Source organism: Streptomyces sp. NPDC057877, assembly GCF_042796855.1.
Lineage (GTDB): Bacteria > Actinomycetota > Actinomycetes > Streptomycetales > Streptomycetaceae > Streptomyces.
Map to the genome: position 1 here is coordinate 438,660 of NZ_JBHVMS010000006.1, position 22,108 is coordinate 460,767.

Genomic DNA, 22,108 nt, shown 5'->3' on the forward strand with positions numbered 1-22,108 from the left:
GCGGGCAGGAGTCGTGCGAGCGGTGCGGTTGCCCAAGGGGCGGTTGCCGGTGGTGCGGGGGCCGCGGACGGGGGGGCTCATCCGGCCGGGAGGGCTCTCTGGTTCTCGACGGGCGGTGCGGTGGCGGAGCAGAAGACGCAGCGGTCGCCGATGACGTCGATGCCGCACCAGTGGCAGCTGCCCTGGCGCACGGACGTGACCAGTTGGTAGAGGACCGACAGGTCGGGCAGGTAGGTGCAGAACTCGATCAGTCTGCCGGTCCCCCACCACACGGCGGACTCGGCGGGCGGCGCCACCTCCCGCATCCCCTGCACCTTCCAGGCGGGGGCGAGGGTGCCGGTGACCCAGTCGGACTGGAGCTGGCCCCTGGCGACCAGCATCCAGGTGCCGAACTCGGGACCGGCGAGGCGGGCTTCGGGCCCGATGCGCACCAGCTGCGGCTCGGGATGGGCGACGACTCCGAACTGACTGCCCGGCATCCAGGACTTGGCGTGCGACTTCAGGCTCACCGGGACCCGGTCGAGCTTGGCGACGGAGCCGAGCAGCGCCCCGGAGTGGATGTAGTGGGTCAGGAGCCGCCCGGCGGAGGCGAGGACTCCCGGGGACAGGTCACAGGAGGCGAGCTGGCGCAACTGCCGGGCCAGGACGGCGAGTCCGAGCGGCGGCAGATCGGGGCGGAAGAGGGCTATCCGGTCGCTCTCCAGGATGGAGCGTACGGTGTGCAGGCGCCGCTCCACGGCGGCGGGGACGGCCTGGGAGCAGACGACGATCACATGCCCGTGCAGCTCGATCAGGGACACCATTTCGGCCAGCACCTGTTCGAGCGGGCGCGTGTCGAGGTCCCCCAGGACGACGGCGGGCATGGTCCGCTCGTCCTGCGGCGGCAGCGCCATGTCGGCGCTGGTCACGGCAATGGCAGTTGGCACGCGCAGCTCCCCGTTTCCCCATGCCCGGCGGCCTCGCCGTGATCACTCGGGCGGCCCTGGACGACTTCACTGCGTGACTACCTCAGCACTGTATCCACGCCCCGATGACCGGAGAACAGCGTTTCTGTAGCTGTGGAGCAACTGTCGTTGCACAAGACACGTCAAACCGGGGCAGGACGACCATCCCGACCCCACGTGAAGGCGTACCCCGGTGCCGCGCCGGTTGACACCACCCCTCTCTACGGCCGTCCGAAAAAGGCCTGTTGTTCACGCCGCCCCCGCCGAAGCGGTTGGTCTGGACCTCTTGACAACTCAATTGGCCTAGACCAACTTGTAGGGCGCACGGTGGCCACCGTCGTCCCGCTACGACCCCCACTCCCCCACCGGAGGCTCCAGTGGACCGCGCACGCAGACCCAGACGCTCCCGAAGCGGTCGGATACGACTCTGGTCCGGAGCCGTCACCGCCGCGCTCGCCCTCTCCCTCACCACCGCCCAGCAGGCGTCCGCCGCGGACGTCAACAACGCCAGGAACGCGGGCTTCGAGTCGGGCCTCGCGCACTGGACCTGCTCCGCGAACAGCGGTACGACGGTATCCTCCCCGGTGCACGGCGGCTCCGCCGCGCTCAAGGCGACCCCCGCCGGACAGGACAACGCCCGCTGCACCCAGACGGTCGCCGTCCGCCCCAACTCGACGTACGCACTGAGCGCCTGGGTGCAGGGCGGGTACGCCTATCTGGGCGCCACGGGCACCGGCACCACGGACGTCTCCACCTGGACCCCGGACTCCACGAGCTGGAAGCAGCTGTCGACGACCTTCACCACCGGCGCCAACACCACCTCGGTGACGGTCTACACGCACGGCTGGTACGGCCAGCAGCCCTACCACGTCGACGACGTGTCGGTCTTCGGCCCCGACGGCGGCGGAGGCACCGACCCGGACCCGGTGGTCCCCGCCACCCCGACCGGCCTGGCGGTCGGGTCCACGACCGCCTCCTCGGTCTCCCTGCACTGGAACACCGTCTCGGGCGCGACCGGCTACAGCGTCTACCGCAACGGCACCAAGGTGACGGCGGTGACCGGCACCTCGGCCACGGTGACCGGGCTGGCGCCCTCGACCTCGTACTCCTTCCAGGTCACGGCGACCAACGCGGCCGGTGAGTCGGCCAAGTCGACGGCCGTGACGGGGACGACGACCACGAACCCGGGCGGCGGCACGGGCGTGCCCAAGCACGCCGTCACCGGCTACTGGCAGAACTTCAACAACGGCGCGGCCGTGCAGCGGCTCTCCGACGTACAGGCGCAGTACGACATCATCGCCGTCGCCTTCGCCGACGCCACCGCGACGCCGGGCGCCGTGACCTTCAACCTGGACTCGGCGGGGCTCGGCGGCTACACGGTCGACCAGTTCAAGGCCGACATCCGCGCCAAGCAGGCCGCCGGGAAGAAGGTCATCATCTCGGTGGGCGGCGAGCTGGGGACGGTCCGCGTCAACGACTCGGCGTCGGCCACCAACTTCGCCAACTCGGTCCACGCCCTGATGCAGGAGTACGGCTTCGACGGCGTCGACATCGACCTGGAGAACGGCCTCAACGCCACGTACATGTCCCAGGGGCTGCGGTCGCTGTCCCAGAAGGCGGGCCCCTCGATGGTCCTCACCATGGCCCCGCAGACCATCGACATGCAGTCCACGTCGGGCGCCTACTTCCAGACCGCCCTGAACGTGAAGGACATCCTCACCGTCGTCAACATGCAGTACTACAACAGCGGTTCGATGCTGGGCTGCGACGGCAAGGTGTACTCGCAGGGGTCGGTCGACTTCCTCACCGCCCTGGCCTGCATCCAGCTGGAGGGCGGCCTCGCCCCCTCCCAGGTCGGCATCGGCACCCCCGCCTCGACGCGGGCCGCGGGCAGCGGCTACGTCTCACCGACCGTGGTGAACAACGCCCTGGACTGTCTGACCCGGGGCACCAACTGCGGCTCCTTCAAGCCGTCCCGGACCTACCCCGACCTGCGCGGCGCGATGACCTGGTCCACGAACTGGGACGCGACGGCGGGCAACACCTGGTCCAACGCGGTCGGACCCAAGGTGCACGGGCTGCCGTAGCCAGCGGCGGTACGTCTCGACGGCCGGTGCGTCGGCGGACGCACCGGCCGTCGTCGTGCGCGGTCACCGGGCGGGGGCGCCACGCCTCCCGGTGGGCGTGCCGTGACGGAGGTGTTGTGAAACATTTCCCCGGGTCCACCGCATCAATGAGGTGTCAGGACGACGACGAGCACATCGGTGGGCGGGGAGAGCGGCATATGAGACAGGCGCGGGCCGATGAGTACGCGGAGTTCGCGGCGGTGCGCGCCGGGCATCTGTACCGGTCGGCGTGTCTGCTCACCGCCGGTGACACGCATCTGGCGGAGGACCTGGTCCAGGAGACGCTCGGGCGGCTGTACGTCAGCTGGCACCGGGTGAGCCGTGCCGGGAACCCCGCCGGATACGCGCAGACCGTGCTCACCCGTACCTTCCTCGCCCAGAAGCGGCGGCGCAGCAGCACCGAGCGGGCCACCGACGCGGTGCCGGAGTCGGCGGACACCCGCGGTGGGGACACGGCCCTGCGGCTGACCCTGCTGGACGCGCTCGCCCAGTTGTCCGCCAAGGACCGCGCCGTCGTGGTCCTGCGCTACTGGGAGGACCGCAGCGTCGAGGAGACCGCCGACGTCCTGCACGTCAGCTCGGCCGCCGTGCGGACCCGGTGCGTGCGCGCCCTCGCCCGGCTGCGCACGCTGCTCGGTGAGGACCTCGCCGAGTACGCCGCCGCCTGAGACATCCCCTCCGTTCGCCTCACTCACCTCACCTTCAGGAAAGGGTGGTTCGCCATGCCCGTAGGACCCTCCGAGGAATCGTCGGCCGACCCCTTCGAGCGGCGGCTCGGGGCCGCCCTGCGGCAGACCGGTGACGCCTTCGACACCGACGGGACCGACCTGGTCACCGCGGGGCAGGCGCGTGGCCGACGGCTGCGGCTGCGGCGCCGGGCCGCGGTGTTCGGCGGGGCGGCCTCCCTCGCCCTGGTGGGCGTGGGCGGGGCGCTGGTCCTGCCCGGCGGCGGCGGGAGCGCGAGCCCGGCCGCCGACGGCGGGCAGCGGGTGGCCGCCTCGCCCACCGCGAGCGAAGGGACCGGCGCCGTCACGGGGGCGGAGATGATCGCCACCCTCAAGTCCCTGCTCCCCGAGGGCGAGGTCAGCCGGGAGAACAGCGGCGGCGCGGACGCGGGCACGCCGTTCGCGACGGTCGTGTACGACGACGGCCGGGGCGGCGGAGCCATCGGCGTCAGTCTGGCCCGGATCGAGCCGGGCAGCGCGGGGGCGCGGGACCTGACGACCTGCCCCGACAAGGTGTACGTCCCGTACGACGACTGCGACTCCACCAAGCTGCCGGACGGCTCGCTGCTCATGCTGATGAAGGGGTACGAGTATCCGGACCGCCGCGTCGACACCAAGCTCTGGCAGGCGCAGCTCGTCACCCCCGAGGGCCACCACGTCAGCGTCACCGAGTGGAACGCCGAGGCGGAGAAGGACGCGCCGATCACCCGGCCGGACCCGCCCCTGAGCGCGGAGCAGTTGACGCAGATCGCCACCGCCGAGCGGTGGCGGGACGCCGCGGACACCATCCCGGAGAACCCCAAGGGCGTCCCGGACCGGGGGGCCGGGGCGGAGCCGCCGCCGGTGCTGGGACCGCCCGTCACCCAGGTGCTCGTCGACCGGCTGCCCGACGGGCTCGACGTGGTCTCCGAGGGCGGTGACGACAGCACCGAGTACGGGTACGTCGTCGTCGACGACGGCCAGGGCCGCAGCCTGGTGCAGGTCACCGTGCAGACGGGCATGTCCGGTGTCGCGGGCGACCTGTTCGACGCCGACGACGAGACCCTGGGCGACGGGACGCGGGTCGCCGAGCGCCAGGAGCCCGGGGAGAAGGGCGGCGAGGGTGTCGTGATGTGGTCCGTGGACACTCTGCGCACGGACGGCTCCCGCGTGCTGGTCAGCGCCTTCAACAGCGAGGCGCAGCACACCGCCGCGACCCGCGGGGAGCCCGCCCTGACCATGGCGCAACTGCGCGAGATCGCCCTCGACCCCCGTTGGTTCAACTGAGGAAGCCGAGGAAGTCCGACCACGGCTGGTCCCAGATCTGCTTCACGCACAGCACCAGGAACAGCAGCCCCGCGGCGGCGAGCATGCCGTTGCTGAGCGGGCCGTTGCGCCACTCCGCCGGGGTGCGGGCGGAGTTCAGGAGCCAGATCAGGGTGAGGGCGAGGAACGGCATGAAGGCGGCGCCGAGGACGCCGTAGACGATGACCAGGCGGAAGGGCTGGCCCTGGAAGATCAGGACGATCGGGGGGAAGGTCAGCCACAGGAGGTAGGCGCGGAAGGGCCAGGAGCGTTCGCGGGCACCGGACGCGACCTCCTCGCCCCGCGCCGTCGCCCGCCCCCGGTAGCGGGCGGCGAAGTCGGCGAACAGCAGGCTCACCCCGTGCCAGACGCCGATCAGGGAGGTGAAGGAGGTGGCGAAGAAGCCGATCAGGAAGAACTTGGCGGTGGCGGTGCCGTACTCGGCCTCCAGGATGTCCCCGAGCTGGACGAGGCCCTTGTCGCCGCCCGCCAGGGCGATGTCCGCCGCGTGCAGGAGTTCCGCGCCGACGATGAGCATGGCGACGACGAAGACGCCGGTGGTGAGGTAGGCGACCCGGTTGTCCAGGCGCATGACCTTCATCCAGCCGGAGTCGGTCCAGCCCTTGGCGTTGACCCAGTAGCCGTAGGCGGCCAGCGTGATGGTGCCGCCGACGCCGCCGATCAGGCCGAGGGTGTTGAGCACGGAGTCCTTCTCGTCGGGGAGGACGGGCAGCAGCCCGGCGAGCAGGTCGGGGAGGTTGGGGGTGACCCGGACCGCGAGGTACACGGTCACCACGAACATCACGCCCACGAGCACGGTCATGACCTTCTCGAAGACCGCGTACTTGTTGAACCAGACGAACACCAGTCCGACCAGGCCGCAGGCGATGGCCCACCACTCGAGGTCCATCACGTCCGGGAACAGCGCCTGGAGCGGCAGCGCACTCGACGACATCGCCGCGGCGCCGTAGACGAAGCCCCAGATGACGACGTAGACGACGAAGAAGTACGTCGTCCAGCGGCCGAGGCTGGCCCAGCCGTCGAAGAGGGTGCGGCCGGTGGACAGGTGCCAGCGGCCCGCCGCCTCGGCGAGGGAGATCTTCACCAGGCAGCCCAGGACGGCGGCCCACAGCAGGGTGTAGCCGAAGCTGCTGCCCGCGATGAGGGTGGCGACCAGGTCACCGGCGCCGACGCCGGTCGCGGCGACGACGATGCCGGGTCCGAGGGAGCGCCAACTGGACGCGCGGGGCGTGGGTTTGTCCGACGTGCCGGTTTCCCTGGTGTTTCCCGTGGTGTCCGCCATGGGGTCAAGAAAGCGGAAGGGTGGCGGCCGGGCAAGAGGGCGTGCGCCGATCACCGCGATCTCCGCACGCCCTCCCCCCTTTGTGTGATGCGCGTGCTACGGCTGTCGCCGTCCGCAGCCGTCGCACGCGCAGGTGCCGAGTTCGAACCAGACGGTCTTGCCCGGCCCGTCCTGATGGCAGCCCCAGCGCCGGGCGAGGGCGGAGACCAGGAACATGCCCCGGCCGCTCTCCGAGGCGCCCGCGTCGAGTACCTGCGGGGTGCGACGGCCCGCGTCGGCGACCTCACAGCGCAGCACGCCGTGGGCCGCGGTCAGCGTGAGCTGGAAGCGGCTGGCGGAGTGCAGCAGGGCGTTGGTGGCCAACTCGCTGACCAGCAGCTCCGCCGTGTCGACCAGTTCGGCCCTGTCGACGGTGTCGTCCCGGTCCGCGAGGCCCCATTCCTCCAGTCGTTTGCGTACCTCCGCGCGGGCCTCGCGGACGGCGGACGGACGGGGGTCGTACTCGACACTCGCGTGGCCCGCCCCCAGCGGGGGCTGCGGATACGCGCCGTACCGAGGGTCACGGTCGTCCGGGAGGCGCCGCCCGGAGAGTTCCAGCATGTCCTCAAGGGTGACCGGCGTGGCACCGGAGCACACGGGGAGGACTACCCGTTTCCCTACCTGCACTCGCTTCTCCACCTGAACCCGCACCCCTACTTGAACTGGAGGCGCACGGAACTGCCCCCGGCGTCGTCCCGTACGTCGACGTACGCGCACACCTGCCGCGTGAACCACAGTCCCTGCCCGGGCTCAAGACCGGGGGCGGTCGGCGGGACGAAGCCCGCGAGCGGGTCGGCGACCGGGCGGGAGGCGCGCACCTCGCAGACGCAGGCCGGGGCCGCGCCCCACAGCAGGGCGCCGGTGACGGGTCCGACGGCGCTCACGGCCTCGCCGACGGCGGCGGCGAACAGCTCCGCGTCCGCGGCGGACAGGCCCTGGCCGCTCGCCCAGGCGCGTACGGCGTCCGGGTCCACGGCGCCGGTCAGCCGGTGCGCGTCCGGCGGCGGCTCCGGCAGCGGTACGGCGTCCAGTTCGGCGGCGATGACGGCCGGGTCGGTGTAGACGCCGGTGCCGGGGTGCGCGCGGCGGGCGGCGGCGACCACGGCGGCGCCCGCGGTACGGGTGTCGTAGGCGCACAGGGCGGTCGTGGCGAGCGGCGCGAAGAGGAGGTTGGCGAGGGCCTCGTAGCGCAGCCACTCGGCGCTCTCCCGGGCCGAGCGTCCGGCGCGCCCGCCCCAGTCGGGCTCCATCAGCAGGTGGACACGGCCGCCGGGTGCGGCGTGGGCGGTGACGTAACCGGCGCTCCGGGCCACCGCGTTGGCGGCGGAGCCGGTGTACCAGTCGGTGTGCGCGATGTACGTGACCCGCTCGGCGTCCGCCCCGAGGGCGTCGCGCAGGAGGTCCAGCCTGCCGGGGGCGGTGATGGCGACGGGCGCGGGTTCGCCGGGGGCGGCGAGGCCCTCGGCGAGGAAGGGCAGGGCGGCGGCGAGGAAGTCGTCGTCGGTGCCGAAGGCGGTCATGCGGTGGTCGAAGGTGTCCAGGGCCGTGGGGGCGGGTAGCGGCATGGTTTCCCTGTTCGGTCGTAGGGGCGGGGGGTGTGGGGGCTTGGGGGGCGCGGTCAGCGCTGGGCGGTCACCCAGGCGGCGATCTGACTGCGGTTGCTGAAGCCGAGCTTGCTGAGGATGCGTTCGACGTGTCCCTCGGCGGTGCGGCGGGCGATGACCAGGCGGTCGGCGATCTGCTGGTTGCCGAGCCCTTCGGCGACGAGGTCGGCGACCTGGCGTTCGCGGCGGGTGAGCTGGGGGGTGAGCTGGGGGGCGAGCTGAGGGGCGAGCTGAGGGGCGGCGCCGGACGGCCGTCGGCCGCCGTCCCGTTCGCGCTCGCCGAGCGCGTATCCGACGGCCCCGGTCAGTCCGAGGGCGCCGCCGCGCCGGTGGCACCGCTGGTAGGCGTCGTCGCCGAGGGCCTTGCGGGCGCGGGCCTCGCTGTCGTGGCGGGCGGTGGCGAGGGGGGTGGAGCCCCAGCGGTCGCGGTCGATGTCCGCCCAGACGCGGTCGGCGGCGCCGAGCAGGACGGCGGCCCGTTCGAGGTCGGTGCCGTGGGAGGCGATCTCGGCGAGCAGGTCGAGGGTGAGGCCGATGCCGATGATGTCGCGCACGGCGAGCTTGCGGCGCAGGGCCTCGTGGGCGTGGCGCTCGGCCCGGCGGCGGTCGCCCTTCACGGTGTAGGCGAGGGCGAACATGCGCAGCACGTACGACAGCACCCACTCCTCCCCGTGCTCCTGGCAGAGCCTGCGGGTGTCCTCGCAGACGGCGATGGCCTCGTCGGGCCGCCCCAGGAAGGACAGGGCGCAGGCCAGTTCGACGCGGTCGAGGCCCACGAGGCTTAGATGCTGACCGGGCACCCGGCCGCGGTCGACCCCGGCGCGGAAGTGGGCGAGGGCGCCGGTGAGGTCGTTGCCGAACAGCCGGATGACGCCGACGACATACCCGGCGTGCGCGGCCTCGGCCTCGTCGCCGAGGCGCAGGGCGAGGGCGTGCGCGGCCTCGGCGCGGCGGCGGCCGAGGGCGAGGTTCTGGGTGGCGGCGGCGAGCAGTCCCTCGACCCACAGTCCGCGGGCGCGTTCCCGGCTGTCCTCCGGGTTGGCGTCGAGGGCGCGTTCCATCCAGTAGCGGCCCTCGCGCGGGGCGCCGCACGCGTGCCAGTAGAACCACAGGGCCCCGGCCAGCCGCAGCGCGGCGGGGGCCTCGCCGGGGGTGCGGAGGCTGAAGTCGAGGGCGGCGCGCAGGTGGTCCTGGTCGGCCGACAGCCGGGCGACGATCCCGCTCTGTCCCGGCCCGAACCACGCCGCCTCGCACGCCGCCACCCTCCCCTGCACCCACTCCCGCTGCCGCCGCCGCGCCGTGACCTCCTCGCCGGGGAGTTCCCGCAGCTTGTCGAGGCCGTAGTGGCGGAGGGTGTCCAGCAGGCGGTAGCGGAGGGGGGCGGTGGGGGGCGGTGTCTCCGGTGCGGCGTCCCCCGGCGGGCCGGGGTCCGGGTCAGGTTCGCGGGTGAGTACGGACTTGTCGACCAGGCCCGCGACCGCCTCCAGGACGTCGTAGGCGCGTACGCGCTCCCCGTCCGCCGCGACCGCCTCGGCGGTCTCCAGGTCGAAGGAGCCCGCGAGGACGGAGAGGCGGGCCCAGACGAGTCTCTCCTGCGGGGTGCACAGGTCGTGGCTCCAGTCGACGGCCGCGCGCAGCGTCTGGTGGCGGGGCAGGACGGCGGAGCCGGTGGTGAGCAGGCGGTAGCGGTCGTCGAGGCGGGCGAGGAGCTGTTCGACGTCGAGGACGCGCATCCGGACCGCCGCCAGCTCGATGGCCAGCGGCAGCCCGTCGAGGCGTCCGCACAGCCGGGCGACGGCGGCCCGGTTGCCGGGGGTGAGCCGGAAGCCGGGGACGACGGCGGCGGCCCGGTCGGCGAAGAGGGCGAGGGCGGGTCCGGCGTCGTCCGCGGCGGTCAGCCCGGCGTCCGGGTCGGGCACCGCCAGCGGCCGTACGTCCATGAGGTGTTCCTCGGTGAGGCCGAGCCGGTGCCTGCTGGTGGCGAGGAGGCGGATGCCGGTGGTGCCGCGCAGCAGGGCGGCGGCGAGTTCGGCGCAGGCGTCCAGCAGGTGTTCGCAGTTGTCGAGGACGAGCAGCAGACGTCGGTCACGGACCTGTTCGACCAGGGCGGCGAGCGGCGGCTGCGCGGAGTGGTCGTGCAGCCCCAGCGCGGTGGCGGCGGCGACCGGGACCAGCGCGGGGTCGTGCAGCCCGGACAGCGCCACGAAGCGGACGCCGTCCGGGAACGCGCGGGCGACCCGCGCCGCGATCCGGGCGGCGAGGCGCGTCTTGCCGACCCCGCCCGGCCCGGTCAGGGTGACCAGGCGGGCCCTCGCCAGCAGTTCGCGGCCTTCGGCCTGTTCGGCCCGCCGGTCGACGAAACTGGTCGTCTCGACCGGCAGCCCGCAGTCCCGTCGCGACGCTGATCCGCCCATGATCAGCCAGTCCTCTTCAGCGGTGGGGGCTTTCCTTGGCTTTCCTTGGCTCTTGTCGTCCTCTGCGCGCCCACCCTCTCGCCGCGCCTCACATATATGCACGCCCCGCGTCACACCCCCGGGTGCTCTTTGCGGCACGCCGCGCCCCCCGTACCCCGCCCGCGTACACTGCGCGGCTGATTTTGGCGGGATTCAGGCCAGCAGACCACGATTCGCTCTTGACCCGTTCATGCCACACCCTCAACCATGAGCGCCACACGACGAACAGCACGTCGCACGGAAGCACCACCCCCCGCTCCACTCCCTCCCCACTTCCGGAGACCCCGGAATTCCTGGAGTACCAAGGAGATTTCATGCGACTTCGCCCACGCGGCTCAGGCGCGCGATCCGGCAGACGCACCGCCGCCCTGGCCGCCCTCGCGGCCTTCGCGCTCGCCGCCCCCCTCGCCGTCACCGCGACGGACGCCACCGCGACCGGCGCCGAACGCACCGCGGCGGCCTCGGCGGACGACATCCGCCAGTACGAGGTCCACATGCACTCGGACGCCAAGTCCCGCACCGCGCTGCTGCGTTCGGGCGTCAGCATCGACGAGGTGCACGGCCACGGCGTGGTCGTCTCCGGCCGCGCCGACCAGATCCGCAAGCTGCGCGGCCTCGGCTACGACGTCACCGCGCTCGGCGAGGTCCCGGACCGCTCGTCCGCCGCGGACGACATCCGGCTCTACGACTTCCCGTCGGCCGACTCCCGCTACCACAACTACGCGGAGATGACGAGCGAGATCAACTCGATCGTCTCGGCCAACCAGTCCATCGCCAGCCAGCGCGTCATCGGCACCTCCTACCAGGGCCGCAACATCGTCGCGATCAAGATCAGCGACAACGTCGGCACCGACGAGTCCGAGCCCGAGGTGCTGTTCACCCACCACCAGCACGCCCGCGAGCACCTCACCGTGGAGATGGCGCTCTATCTGCTGCGTGAGCTGACCAGCGACTACGGCAGCGACTCCCGCGTCACCAACATGGTGAACAACCGCGAGATCTGGATCATCCCCGACCTCAACCCGGACGGCGGCGAGTACGACATCGCCAGCGGCTCCTACCGCTCCTGGCGCAAGAACCGCCAGCCCAACTCCGGCTCCTCCTACGTCGGTACGGACCTCAACCGCAACTGGAACTACCAGTGGGGCTGCTGCGGCGGCTCCTCCGGCTCGACGTCCTCCGAGACCTACCGCGGCTCGGCCCCCGAGTCCGCGCCCGAGGTGCGGGTCGTCGCCAACTTCGTGCGCAGCCGCGTCGTCGGCGGGGTGCAGCAGATCAAGACGGGCGTCGACTTCCACACGTACAGCGAACTGATCCTGTGGCCGTACGGCTACACCTACTCCGACACCGCGCCCGGTCTGACCGCCGACGACCGCAACGCGTTCGCGACGGTGGGTCAGAAGATGGCCGCCAGCAACGGCTACACCCCGGAGCAGTCCAGCGACCTCTACATCACGGACGGGTCGATCGACGACTACCTCTGGGGCGCGCACAAGATCTTCGGCTACACCTTCGAGATGTATCCGCGCAGCAGCTCCGGGGGCGGCTTCTACCCGCCCGACGAGGTGATCGAGCGGGAGACGTCCCGGAACCGGGACGCCGTGCTCCAACTGCTGGAGAACTCGGACTGCATGTACCGCTCCATCGGCAAGGAAGCCCAGTACTGCTAGTCACTCGGCCGGTTGCTCGGCGTCGTCCTCGAAGTACGCGTCGAGGACGGCGTCCAGCTTCTCGTCCCACTCCTTGAAGCGGCTCCTGGCCGGTGCCTCGATCTCGATCGGGTACCAGCGCCGGTCAGGAGTGTGCACGGTGACGGTGTACCGCTTGCCGAAACGGCCGGTCTCCGTCTCCACCGCCCCGATCTCGTCCCAGCGGAACTCGCACTCCTGGTCGTCCAGGGCGAGTCGTACGCCCTTGTGGTCGGCGACGATACGGGCCCGGCGGTCGGCGGCCTCGAACACGGGGCCGTCGACGGGTTCCTCCCCGGGCTCCGGCGCCTCGTCGGCTCCCTCGGATTCCGGCGCCTCGTCGGTCCCCTCGGGCTCCGGCGCCTCCTGCGTCTCCTCCGGTTCGGTGTCCTCGGCGGACTCCTCCGCCTTCCCCGACACGGGTGAGGTGAGCCCGGGGACGAAGGCCGGGTCGAATCCGGCGCCTTCCAGGGGCTGGCTGCTCGAACCTATGCGCTGCTCCACAGCGGGCAGTATGGTCCAAGAACCTGTGCCGGACACAGCCAGCCCCCGTATCAGTGAACGAAGAGTTATACGAAGACGCGTGGGACGAGGACGCGTCAGACGAAGACGCGTCAGACGAAGACGCTCAGGACGGCGGCGACCACGAACCCCGCCACCGACAGCACCGACTCCAGCACGGTCCAGGTCTTCAGGGTGTCCCGCTCACTGATCCCGAAGTACTTGGCGACGATCCAGAAGCCGCCGTCGTTGACGTGCGAGGCGAAGATCGAGCCCGCGGAGATCGCCATGATGACCAGCGCGATGAACGCCTGCGAGTGGTCGCCCTCCGCCAGCAGCGGCGCCACGATGCCCGCCGTGGTCACGATCGCCACCGTCGCCGAGCCCTGCGCCACCCGCAGCACCAGCGAGATCAGGTACGACAGCACGATCACCGGCAGGCCCACGTCGTTGAAGGTGTCCGACAGCGCCTGCGCCACCCCGCTCGCCTTGAGCACGGCCCCGAACACCCCGCCCGCGCCGACGACGAGCAGGATGTTGCCGACCGGCTTGAGGGACGAGGTCGACACCGTCTCCAGGGACCTGCGGGACCAGCCGCGCCGGATGCCGAGGACGTAGTACGCCAGCAGCAGCGCGATCGTGAGCGCCACGAACGGGTGGCCGAAGAACTCGATCACCGAGCGGAGGGTGGAGGGGTCCAGGGCGATCGAGGAGAACGTGGCGGCGAGGATCAGGATCAGCGGCGTACCGATGATCGCGAGCACCGTGCCGAGCGCGACGGGCGCCTCCCGGGGCTCGACCCCGGCCGCCCGCTGCTCGGCGAAGACGGCCTGCTTGGACTCCTGAGCTGCCTCCACCATGTCCTGCGGCACGGCGACGAAGATCCGGCGGCCGATCCACGCGGAGAACGCCCAGGCGGCCAGCACCGCGGGGATGCCGCAGACGACGCCCATGAGGATGACCCAGCCGAGGTCGACGTGGAGCAGCCCGGCGGCGGCCACCGGGCCGGGGTGCGGCGGCAGGAAGGCGTGGGTCATCGACAGGCCCGCGAGCAGCGGCAGGCAGTACAGCAGGATCGACTTGCGGGAGCGCTTGGCGGCGGCGTAGACGATCGGGGCCAGGACGAAGATGCCGACGTCGAAGAAGACCGGGATGCCGAAGATCAGGCCGGTCATGCCCATCGCGAGCGGCGCGCGCTTCTCGCCGAAGAGGTTGAGCAGCCGCGAGGCGAGCACCTCCGCGCCGCCGCTGACTTCGAGGATGGCGCCGAGCATGGTGCCCAGGCCGATGATGATCGCGACATGGCCGAGGATGCCGCCCATGCCGGACTCGATGGTGGAGACGGCGTCGGAGCGCTGGACCGTGCCGAAGAGTTCGGTGACCGACAGCCCGGCCAGCAGGCCGACGGCTATGGAGACGGCGAGCAGCGCCACGAAGGGCTGCAGCCGGGTCCTGATGATCAGGAAGAGGAGCAGGGCGATACCGAGGGCGGCGACGGTCAGCAGGCCCGCGGTGCCGTCGATGAGGAGGAGCAGGCCGCCGGTGTGCGGTGGGGCTTCGGGGGACATGAAGGGGGTCCTCTGAGTAAGTGCATACTGCTTTCGGGCAGGGAGGATCGCGGGACGGCACCGCATGGGGTGCCGCCCCGGTGACGGCGTACGGGGGTTGAGGGGGCGTCAGCCGAGGACGGCGAGCGCGTCGATCTCGATGAGCAGGCCCGCGGGCAGACCGACGTAGACGGTGGTGCGGGCGGCGGGCGGCCGGGTCAGGCCCTGGGCCTCGAAGTAGGCGTTGTAGAGGTCGTTCATCTCGGCGAAGTGGTCCACGTCCGTGAGGTAGACGCGGATCATCATCACGTCGTCCCAGGAGGCGCCGCCCTCCTCGAGGATCGCCTTGACGTTGGCGAGGGTCTGGAGGGTCTGTTCGCGCAGGGTGGGCCCGGCGGGCGTGGGCGGCTTGCCCTCCTCGGCGGGCAGGAAGCCGACCTGGCCCGCGACCTGGAGGATGTTGCCCTTGCGGACGCCGTGGGAGAACTTCGCGGGCGGGGTGGTGTGGGTCTTCGGGGTGAGGGCGGTCTTCTCTGTCACGGGGGTCCTTACTGTGGTCCGGTTCCTGGGGTCCTGCCGGAGTACTCCGCGCTGATCGCGTCCGCCGTACGGCGCACCAGCGGGAGCAGGGTGAGGAGTTCGTCGGCGGTGACGACGACGTTGGGCGCCGAGACCGACATCGCGGCGACCACCCGGCCGCCGGTGCCCCGGATGGGGGCCGCGACGCAGTTGATGGACTCCTCGTGGCCGCCGAGGTCGGTGGCCCAGCCCTGTTCGCGCACCCGGTCCAGCTCCCGCAGGAACGCGGGGGCGTTGGGTGTCGAACGGGACGTGTAGAGGGGGTAGTCGAGCTTCTCCGCGAGGGCGCGGCGCTCGGGTTCGGGCAGGTCGGCGAGGAGCAGCTTGGCGACGGCGGCGACGGTGATGGCGACCGGCTTGCCGATCCGGGAGTACATGCGGACCGGGTAGCGGCTGTCGACCTTGTCGATGTAGAGCACCTCGTTCTCCTCGTGGACGGCGAGGTGCACGGTGTGCCCGCACTGTTCGTTGAGGCGTACGAGGTGGGGGTGGGCGATCTCCCGGATGTCGAGGTTCTCCATGGCCTCCTGGGCGAGCGCGAAGAGACGGGCGCCGAGCCGGTAGCGCTGGTCGGACTGGCGGTAGACGAAGCCGTGGTCGTGCAGGGTGCGCAGCAGCCTGAGCGCGGTGGACTTGTGCACGCCGAGTCGGTCGGCGACCTGTCCGAGGTCGGCGGGGCCCTCGGCGAGCAACGGCAGGATGCTCAGCGCGCGGTCGACGGTCTGGCTCATGGGGTGGGTACCTCCTCCTCGCCCGGCTGCCTCACGTCGTCGATCCAGCCCGGGCCGAGTCGAAGTCTCCCCCACGCGCCGTCGTCCAGGGCGGCGAGGCGGTCGGCGTGGTCCCGGGCGGGGGGCGCGGCGAGGTCGCCGGGGGCGGTGAGGGCGGCGGCGGCCCAGAGGTGGCCGTGCCGGAGGCGGTCGCGGACGGGGAGTCCGCGCAGGGTGGCGGAGAGGAACCCGGCGGCGAAGGCGTCGCCCGCGCCGACGGCGGCGATGACGTCGACGTCGAGGGCGGGCACGAAGGTGGCGTCGGGGCCGTGGAAGGCGGTGGCTCCGGCGGGGCCCTGCTTGACGACCAGCACCTCGGGTTCGGGGAGCGCGGCCCGCACGGCGTGCGGCCCGTCGTGTCCCCAGGCCTCGTCCTCGCCGACGAAGACCAGGTCGGCACGGCGTGCGAGGTCCCGCAGCACCTCGGGGCCGTCGCCGTGCCGCCACAGGCCGGGGCGGTGGTTGACGTCGAAGGAGACCAGCGGGCGGCCGGGGACGGGAGCCGTCAGCTCCCGCATCAGCTCCAGGCAGCCGTCGGAGAGGGCGGCGGTGATGCCGGACAGGTGCAGGATCCGCCCGGACCGCACCGCCGCCAGGTCCACGTTCCCCGGCGTCATCGCGGAGGCCGCCGATCCGGCGCGGTAGTACGCCACCTCGTGGGCGTCGGTCGCGCGGTCCCCGGCGGTGCGGAAGTAGAGGCCGGTGGGGCGGGCGGGGTCGCGGACCACGTGGGACACGTCGACGCCGTAGGCCGCGAGGGCGGCCACCAGATGGTCGCCGAACCCGTCGGTGCCGACCCGGCTCACCCAGCGGGCGCGGTGTCCGGCGGCGGCCAGCGCGCAGGCCACGTTGGACTCCGCGCCGCCGATGCCGCGGTCGAAGGACGGGACGTCGGCGAGGCGGCCCGGCCGGGTGGGCAGGAACGTGACCATGGACTCGCCGAGGGCGACGACGTCGAAGGGTCCGTGGTCGGTCACGATCGTCGGGTCTCCTCTGCGGCTGGCCGTGCGGGGTACGGCTCCGTTGACCCCGCGTGGCCGAGATGTTAGACAGCGACAAGCGATATACGCAATGACTGTTGCAAGTAGCGCAACAGACCTGATCAGGGAGGTTCCATGAGCCCCGAGGCGCTCGCCCGACTCGCCGAGGAACGCATCGACCACCGCTTCAAGGGCCTCCCGCCCGACGCGGACGGCCTGACCGTCGGGGAACTGGCCGCCCAGCGCCGCGACCTCTTCACCGGCGGCTTCAGCACCCCCGTGCTGGCCCTCTCCGCCGAGCGCCTGGAGCACAACCTGCGGCTCATGGAGACCTACGCGGCCCGCCACGGCCTCGCCTTCGCGCCGCACGGCAAGACCTCGATGGCGCCCCAGCTCTTTCAGCGCCAGCTCGACCACGGCGCCTGGGGCATCACCCTCGCCGTCCCCCACCAGGTGCGGGTGGCCAGGGCCTTCGGCGTGCGGCGGGTCTTCCTCGCCAACGAACTGGTCGATGCCGCCGCCCTGCGCTGGCTCTCCGCGGAACTCGCCGCCGACCCGGACTTCCGCCTGGTCTGCTACGTCGACTCGGTGCGCGGCGTGGAGCTGATGGCCGCGGCGCTGCGCGGGGCCGCCCGCCCGGTGGACGTCGTGGTGGAACTGGCCGCCGGTGAGGGGGCGCGTACCGGCGTGCGCACCGAGGCCGAGTGCGCGGCGGTCGCCGACGCGGTGGCCGCGACGGACCGGCTGCGGCTGGTCGGGGTCGCCGGTTACGAGGGCGAGGTGCCGCGGGCGACCCCCGAGCGGGTGCGGGACTGGCTGGGCCGTCTGGTCTCCCTCGCCGTCGAGTTCGACAAGGCGGGCCGGTTCGCGGGGCTGGACGAGATCGTCGTCAGCGCGGGCGGCAGCGCCTGGTTCGACGCGGTCGCCGACGCCTTCGCCGGTATCCCCGGCCTCTCCGCGCCGGTGCTGAAGCTGCTGCGCTCCGGTGCGTACGTCTCCCACGACGACGGGCACTACCGCAAGCTCACCCCCTTCAACCGGGTCCCCGGGGAGGGCGCCCTGGAGCCCGCGTTCCGGCTGTGGACGCAGGTCGTCTCCCGGCCGTCGGCCGAGCAGGCGTTCGTCAACGCGGGCAAGCGCGACGCCGCCTACGACCTGGATCTCCCGTTCGCCCAGGTGGTCCGCCGGGACGGCACCGAGCACCCGGCGGCCGGGATCGAGGTCACCGCCCTGTCCGACCAGCACGCCTGGCTGCGCACCGGGCCGGACGCGGACCTGGAGGTCGGGGACTGGGTGGGCCTCGGGCTGTCCCACCCGTGCACGTCCTTCGACAAGTGGCAGCTGATTCCGGTGGCCGAGGCGGACGGCACAGTCGTCGACTACGTCCGCACGTTCTTCTAGGAGGTACGGCGATGGCAGACCTGGTCATCCGGGACGCGGACGTCGTCGACGGCTCGGGCGGGCCCTCGTACCGCGCCGATGTCGCGATCGACGACGGCAGGATCGTCTCGATCGTCAAGGAGGCAGCGGCGGCGGGCTGTCAGCGCCCGACCGCCACCCGGGAGCTGGACGCGGAGGGCCTGGTCCTCTCCCCCGGCTTCATCGACATGCACGCCCACAGCGACCTGGCCCTCCTCAGGGACCCGGACCACAGCGCGAAGGCGGCGCAGGGCGTGACCCTCGAGGTCATCGGCCAGGACGGGCTGTCGTACGCCCCGGTCGACGACCGCACCCTGGCGGAGGTCCGCCGGGCGATCACCGGCTGGAACGGCTCCGGCGACGACATCGACTTCGACTGGCGGTCGGTGGGCGAGTACCTGGACCACCTCGACCGGGGCATCGCGGTGAACGCGGCGTACCTGGTCCCGCAGGGCACGGTCCGCGCGCTCGCCGTCGGCTGGGAGGACCGCGAGGCGACGCCCGCCGAGCTGGACCGGATGCGGCGGCTGGTCGCCGAGGGCATGGAGCAGGGCGCGGTCGGCATGTCGTCGGGGCTGACGTACACGCCGGGCATGTACGCCAAGGACGCCGAACTGACCGAGCTGTGCCGGGTGGTGGCGTCGTACGACGGCTACTACTGCCCGCACCACCGCTCCTACGGGGCCGGGGCCCTGGAGGCCTACGCGGAGATGGTGGCGCTGACGAGGGAGGCGGGCTGCGCGCTCCACCTCGCGCACGCCACCATGAACTTCGGCGTCAACGAGGGGCGGGCGCCGGAGCTGCTGGGCCTGCTGGACGAGGCGCTGGCGGCGGGCGCGGACATCAGCCTGGACACCTACCCCTACACGCCCGGCTGCACCACGCTCGCGGCGCTGCTGCCGAGCTGGGCGAGCGAGGGCGGCCCGGAGGCGGTGCTGGCCCGGCTGGCGGACGAGGAGACCGCCGAGCGCATCCGGCACCACCTGGAGGTCATCGGCTCGGACGGCTGCCACGGGGTGCCGGTCGAGTGGGAGACGATCGAGATCTCCGGGGTGAGCGACCCGGCGCTCGCCGCGCACACCGGCCACCGCCTGGACGGCTGGACGACGGCCCGCCGCCTCCTGCTCTCCGACCGGCTGGGCACGACGATCCTCCAGCACGTCGGCCACGAGGAGAACGTCCGCGCGATCATGCGCCACCGCGTGCACACGGGCGGCTCCGACGGCATCCTGCAGGGCAGCAAGCCGCACCCGCGGGCCTACGGCACGTTCCCGCGCTACCTGGGCCGGTACGTGCGCGAGCTGGGCGTGCTGTCGCTCGAGGAGTGCGTCGCCCGTCTGACCGCCCGCCCGGCGGCCCGGCTGCGGCTGCCGGACCGGGGGCTGGTGCGGGAGGGCTACCGGGCCGACCTGGTGCTGTTCGACCCGGAGACGGTGGCTGCGGGCTCGACCTTCGACCAGCCGCGCACCCTGCCGACCGGCATACCGCACGTCCTGGTCGACGGCCGGTTCGTCATCGAGGACGGGCGGCGCACGGACGTACTGGCGGGCCGGTCGGTCCGGCGCACGCCCGCCTGAGCTACTTGGGCCCCTTGGTCGTGCCCTGCCCGTTGCCGGGCTTGTGGTCGGAGTTGCCGGGGCCGCCGTCCTCGCCCGCGGGCGCGGTCGAGGTGGGCGCGCCGGACGTGGTGGGGGCGGTGGACTCGGCGGCGCCGGAGGAGGGGCTGGCGGTCGTGTCGGCCTCGTCCTTGGTGGGGCTCGCGGAGCGGGAGGCGCCGGGCGTGCGGCTGCCGGTGTCCTCGGAGGCGTCCGGGTCGGACGTCCGGGTGGTGTCGGTGTCCCCGGCGGACGGTACGCCCGTACGGTCCTGTCGGTCCTCGGAGCCGTCCGTGGAGGAGCCGGAGAAGGAGAACCCGGCGATCAGCGCGGCGGCGGACACGGCGCCCACGGCTCCGGCGGCGACGGCGGCGCGGCGGGTGCGCCAGGCGCTGGGCTTGCGGCGGGCGCGGTGGCCGGTGCGGGGGCGGTCCGTCCGGGCGGGCACGGCGGCGGGCGCGGGCGGCACCTCCCCGGCCTGGGGCGCCAGTTGCTCCCCGGCCGCGATCGAGGGCAGCTCGTGCGTCTGGTCGTAGGCGTTCTGCCAGCCGTGCGCGGCGGCCGGGTCGGCGTACTCGTCGTACGACGGGGTCTCGGCGGCCTGCGGGTGGTAGACCTTCGGTGCTTCGCCGTCCGCGGGGGGCTGCTGGTGCTCGGACATGGCCGGGGATTGTAGGGACTGGAGTGGCCTCTGAGACAGCGGACGGCGATATCGGGACATACCCCTGCGTCTCACGTGGCGGAAAACACCACCCATGGAGCGTTACCCAGCCGTAAGCTCCCAGACATGCAGGTGATCCAGTCGACGAAGCTCGCCAACGTCTGTTACGAGATCCGGGGCCCGGTGCTCGAGGAGGCGATGCGGCTGGAAGCTGCCGGTCACCGCATCCTCAAGCTGAACACCGGCAACCCGGCGGCGTTCGGCTTCGAGTGCCCGCCCGAGATCCTGGAGGACATCCTCCGCAACGTCTCCACGGCCCACGGCTACGGCGACGCGAAGGGCCTGCTGGCCGCGCGCCGGGCGGTGGTGATGCACAACCAGACCCTCGGCATCGAGACGGACGTCGAGCACGTCTTCATCGGCAACGGCGTCTCCGAGCTGATCACCATGGCGATGCAGGGCCTGCTGGACGACGGCGACGAGGTGCTGGTCCCCGCCCCGGACTACCCGCTGTGGACGGCCGCGGTCTCCCTGTCCGGCGGTACGGCGGTGCACTACCGCTGCGACGAGCAGTCGGACTGGATGCCGGACCTCGCGGACGTGGAGCGCAAGGTCACCGACCGCACCAAGGCGATCGTCATCATCAACCCGAACAACCCGACGGGCGCGGTGTACGACGAGGCGGTGCTCAAGGGACTGACCGACATCGCCCGCCGCCACAACCTGCTGGTCTGCTCGGACGAGATCTACGACAAGATCCTCTACGACGGCGCCACGCACACCCCGACCGCCGCCGTCGCCCCCGATCTGCTCACCCTCACCTTCAACGGCATGTCGAAGGCGTACCGGGTCGCCGGTTACCGGGTCGGCTGGATGTCGATCTCCGGGCCGCGGGCGCACGCGGACTCCTACATCGAGGGCCTGACGATCCTGGCGAACATGCGGCTGTGCGCGAACATGCCGGGCCAGCACGGCGTGGTCGCCGCGCTCAGCGGGCGACAGACGATCAACGACCTGGTGCTGCCGGGCGGGCGTCTGAAGGAGCAGCTGGACGTGGCCTACGACCTGCTGACCCAGATCCCCGGCGTGTCCTGCGTCCGGCCCAGGGGGGCGCTGTATCTCTTCCCGCGGCTCGACCCCAAGGTGTTCAAGATCAAGGACGACCGGCGGATGGTCCTGGACCTGCTCCGCCGCGAGAAGATCATGGTCGTGCACGGCACCGGCTTCAACTGGCCCGAGCCGGACCACTTCCGGGTGGTGACCCTGCCGACGGCCGGGGACCTGCGGGACGCGATGGGGCGGATCGGGAACTTCCTGGACGGCTATAGCCAGCCTTGAGCGCCTCTTTTTGGAACAACACAACTTTAGACGCGATCTAATGTAGGATGGCTTCTGTCAGAGCATCTGGAGGCCGTCCCATGTACGAACCGATCCGCGACAAGTCGGTCCACAGCACGACGGCCGGCCGCACCGCCGACTTCCCCCACCGCTCCCGTGAGGAAGAGCTGGACATCCAGCTCGCGGGCCATCTCGCCGCCCTGCTCGCCGTCACCGACGAGCTGCGCGCGCTGGCCCCCTCCGCCGACCTGGACACCGCGGCCGAACGGCTCGCGCAGCAGGTCACCCGGCTGCGCGGAGGCAGTGCCCCGGCCCGCGCGCCGCTGGCCGCCGCCACCCCCGAGCCGCACCTCGCGGCCCTGCACCGCCGCGCGCACACCCTCGCCGGACGCGCCCTGGTCGTCGCCGCGTCCCGCGCCGACACGGCCGCCGCGATCCTCACCGCCGAACGCATGGACGCCCACGCCGCCGCCCTCGAACCCCGCGAGCTGGCATCCCACTGAGCCCCGCCGAGGGCTCCCCCTGACGGCCCCGGTCCGCGTGCACCCGCAG

At 72.3% G+C, this 22,108-nt stretch carries 19 protein-coding genes; 8 read left to right on the forward strand and 11 right to left on the reverse strand.

Annotated elements, in window-relative coordinates:
• Positions 1-77: 77 nt before the first annotated feature.
• Positions 78-926 (reverse strand): hypothetical protein, encoded by an 849-nt coding sequence (locus tag ACFVQG_RS20545; RefSeq protein ID WP_383384945.1) that lies wholly within the window; start codon positions 924-926, stop codon positions 78-80.
• Positions 927-1,321: 395 nt separating this feature from the next.
• Here ACFVQG_RS20545 and ACFVQG_RS20550 point away from each other — a divergent pair, with 395 nt between their 5' ends.
• The 3 genes from ACFVQG_RS20550 to ACFVQG_RS20560 all read left to right on the forward strand — a co-directional run bounded on the left by ACFVQG_RS20550 (position 1,322) and on the right by ACFVQG_RS20560 (position 5,061).
• Positions 1,322-3,031, forward strand: a complete 1,710-nt coding sequence (locus ACFVQG_RS20550) for a chitinase (protein ID WP_383384948.1) — start codon at positions 1,322-1,324, stop codon at positions 3,029-3,031.
• A 197-nt stretch (positions 3,032-3,228) separates the two neighbouring features.
• Positions 3,229-3,738 carry a SigE family RNA polymerase sigma factor gene (locus tag ACFVQG_RS20555; RefSeq protein WP_383384951.1) on the forward strand — a complete coding sequence of 170 codons (510 nt, stop codon included), beginning with the start codon at positions 3,229-3,231 and terminating at the stop codon, positions 3,736-3,738.
• Between the two features lie 54 nt (positions 3,739-3,792).
• Entirely contained in the window at positions 3,793-5,061 is a 1,269-nt protein-coding gene (locus ACFVQG_RS20560) for a hypothetical protein (RefSeq protein WP_383384954.1), read from the forward strand.
• Here ACFVQG_RS20560 and ACFVQG_RS20565 read toward each other — a convergent pair.
• The 4 genes from ACFVQG_RS20565 to ACFVQG_RS20580 form a co-directional block, all read right to left on the reverse strand.
• Positions 5,054-6,382: an Nramp family divalent metal transporter gene (locus tag ACFVQG_RS20565; RefSeq protein ID WP_383384957.1), complete on the reverse strand. Its 1,329-nt coding sequence runs from the start codon at positions 6,380-6,382 to the stop codon at positions 5,054-5,056. The genes ACFVQG_RS20560 and ACFVQG_RS20565 overlap by 8 nt on opposite strands.
• A 96-nt stretch (positions 6,383-6,478) precedes the next feature.
• The gene (locus tag ACFVQG_RS20570; protein WP_383384960.1) at positions 6,479-6,982 is read right to left on the reverse strand and encodes an ATP-binding protein; all 504 of its coding nucleotides are present in this window, start codon (positions 6,980-6,982) and stop codon (positions 6,479-6,481) included.
• A 92-nt stretch (positions 6,983-7,074) separates the two neighbouring features.
• Positions 7,075-7,986, reverse strand: a complete 912-nt coding sequence (locus ACFVQG_RS20575) for an anti-sigma factor RsbA family regulatory protein (RefSeq protein ID WP_383384963.1) — start codon at positions 7,984-7,986, stop codon at positions 7,075-7,077.
• A gap of 53 nt (positions 7,987-8,039) precedes the next feature.
• Positions 8,040-10,439, reverse strand: a complete 2,400-nt coding sequence (locus ACFVQG_RS20580) for an ATP-binding protein (RefSeq protein WP_383384966.1) — start codon at positions 10,437-10,439, stop codon at positions 8,040-8,042.
• A 353-nt stretch (positions 10,440-10,792) separates the two neighbouring features.
• Here ACFVQG_RS20580 and ACFVQG_RS20585 point away from each other — a divergent pair, with 353 nt between their 5' ends.
• Positions 10,793-12,148: a M14 family metallopeptidase gene (locus ACFVQG_RS20585; protein WP_383384969.1), complete on the forward strand. Its 1,356-nt coding sequence runs from the start codon at positions 10,793-10,795 to the stop codon at positions 12,146-12,148.
• Here ACFVQG_RS20585 and ACFVQG_RS20590 read toward each other — a convergent pair whose 3' ends face one another.
• The 5 genes from ACFVQG_RS20590 to ACFVQG_RS20610 form a co-directional block, all read right to left on the reverse strand.
• Positions 12,149-12,670, reverse strand: coding sequence for a hypothetical protein (locus ACFVQG_RS20590; protein WP_383384972.1), 522 nt, complete (start codon positions 12,668-12,670; stop codon positions 12,149-12,151).
• A 110-nt stretch (positions 12,671-12,780) separates the two neighbouring features.
• A complete protein-coding gene (locus tag ACFVQG_RS20595) occupies positions 12,781-14,235 on the reverse strand; it encodes a GntP family permease (RefSeq protein ID WP_383384975.1) in 1,455 nt (484 codons plus the stop codon).
• Positions 14,236-14,343: 108 nt separating this feature from the next.
• Positions 14,344-14,754: a RidA family protein gene (locus tag ACFVQG_RS20600; RefSeq protein ID WP_383384977.1), complete on the reverse strand. Its 411-nt coding sequence runs from the start codon at positions 14,752-14,754 to the stop codon at positions 14,344-14,346.
• A gap of 8 nt (positions 14,755-14,762) precedes the next feature.
• Positions 14,763-15,524 carry an IclR family transcriptional regulator gene (locus tag ACFVQG_RS20605; protein WP_383384980.1) on the reverse strand — a complete coding sequence of 254 codons (762 nt, stop codon included), beginning with the start codon at positions 15,522-15,524 and terminating at the stop codon, positions 14,763-14,765.
• Positions 15,521-16,543: a sugar kinase gene (locus ACFVQG_RS20610; RefSeq protein WP_383385572.1), complete on the reverse strand. Its 1,023-nt coding sequence runs from the start codon at positions 16,541-16,543 to the stop codon at positions 15,521-15,523. The genes ACFVQG_RS20605 and ACFVQG_RS20610 overlap by 4 nt, the downstream gene beginning before the upstream one ends.
• Before the next feature lie 135 nt (positions 16,544-16,678).
• Between ACFVQG_RS20610 and ACFVQG_RS20615 the strand changes: the two genes are divergently transcribed.
• Together ACFVQG_RS20615 and ACFVQG_RS20620 are read left to right on the forward strand one after the other, a co-directional pair.
• The gene (locus tag ACFVQG_RS20615) at positions 16,679-17,944 is read left to right on the forward strand and encodes an amino acid deaminase (protein ID WP_383384983.1); all 1,266 of its coding nucleotides are present in this window, start codon (positions 16,679-16,681) and stop codon (positions 17,942-17,944) included.
• Positions 17,945-17,955: 11 nt separating this feature from the next.
• The gene (locus ACFVQG_RS20620; RefSeq protein ID WP_383384985.1) at positions 17,956-19,539 is read left to right on the forward strand and encodes an amidohydrolase family protein; all 1,584 of its coding nucleotides are present in this window, start codon (positions 17,956-17,958) and stop codon (positions 19,537-19,539) included.
• A 1-nt stretch (position 19,540) separates the two neighbouring features.
• Here ACFVQG_RS20620 and ACFVQG_RS20625 read toward each other — a convergent pair whose 3' ends face one another.
• The gene (locus ACFVQG_RS20625; RefSeq protein WP_383384988.1) at positions 19,541-20,218 is read right to left on the reverse strand and encodes a hypothetical protein; all 678 of its coding nucleotides are present in this window, start codon (positions 20,216-20,218) and stop codon (positions 19,541-19,543) included.
• 126 nt (positions 20,219-20,344) lie between these two features.
• Here ACFVQG_RS20625 and ACFVQG_RS20630 point away from each other — a divergent pair, with 126 nt between their 5' ends.
• Together ACFVQG_RS20630 and ACFVQG_RS20635 are read left to right on the forward strand one after the other, a co-directional pair.
• The gene (locus ACFVQG_RS20630) at positions 20,345-21,556 is read left to right on the forward strand and encodes a pyridoxal phosphate-dependent aminotransferase (protein ID WP_383384991.1); all 1,212 of its coding nucleotides are present in this window, start codon (positions 20,345-20,347) and stop codon (positions 21,554-21,556) included.
• Positions 21,557-21,636: 80 nt separating this feature from the next.
• Entirely contained in the window at positions 21,637-22,059 is a 423-nt protein-coding gene (locus ACFVQG_RS20635) for a hypothetical protein (RefSeq protein ID WP_383384994.1), read from the forward strand.
• Positions 22,060-22,108: the final 49 nt, after the last annotated feature.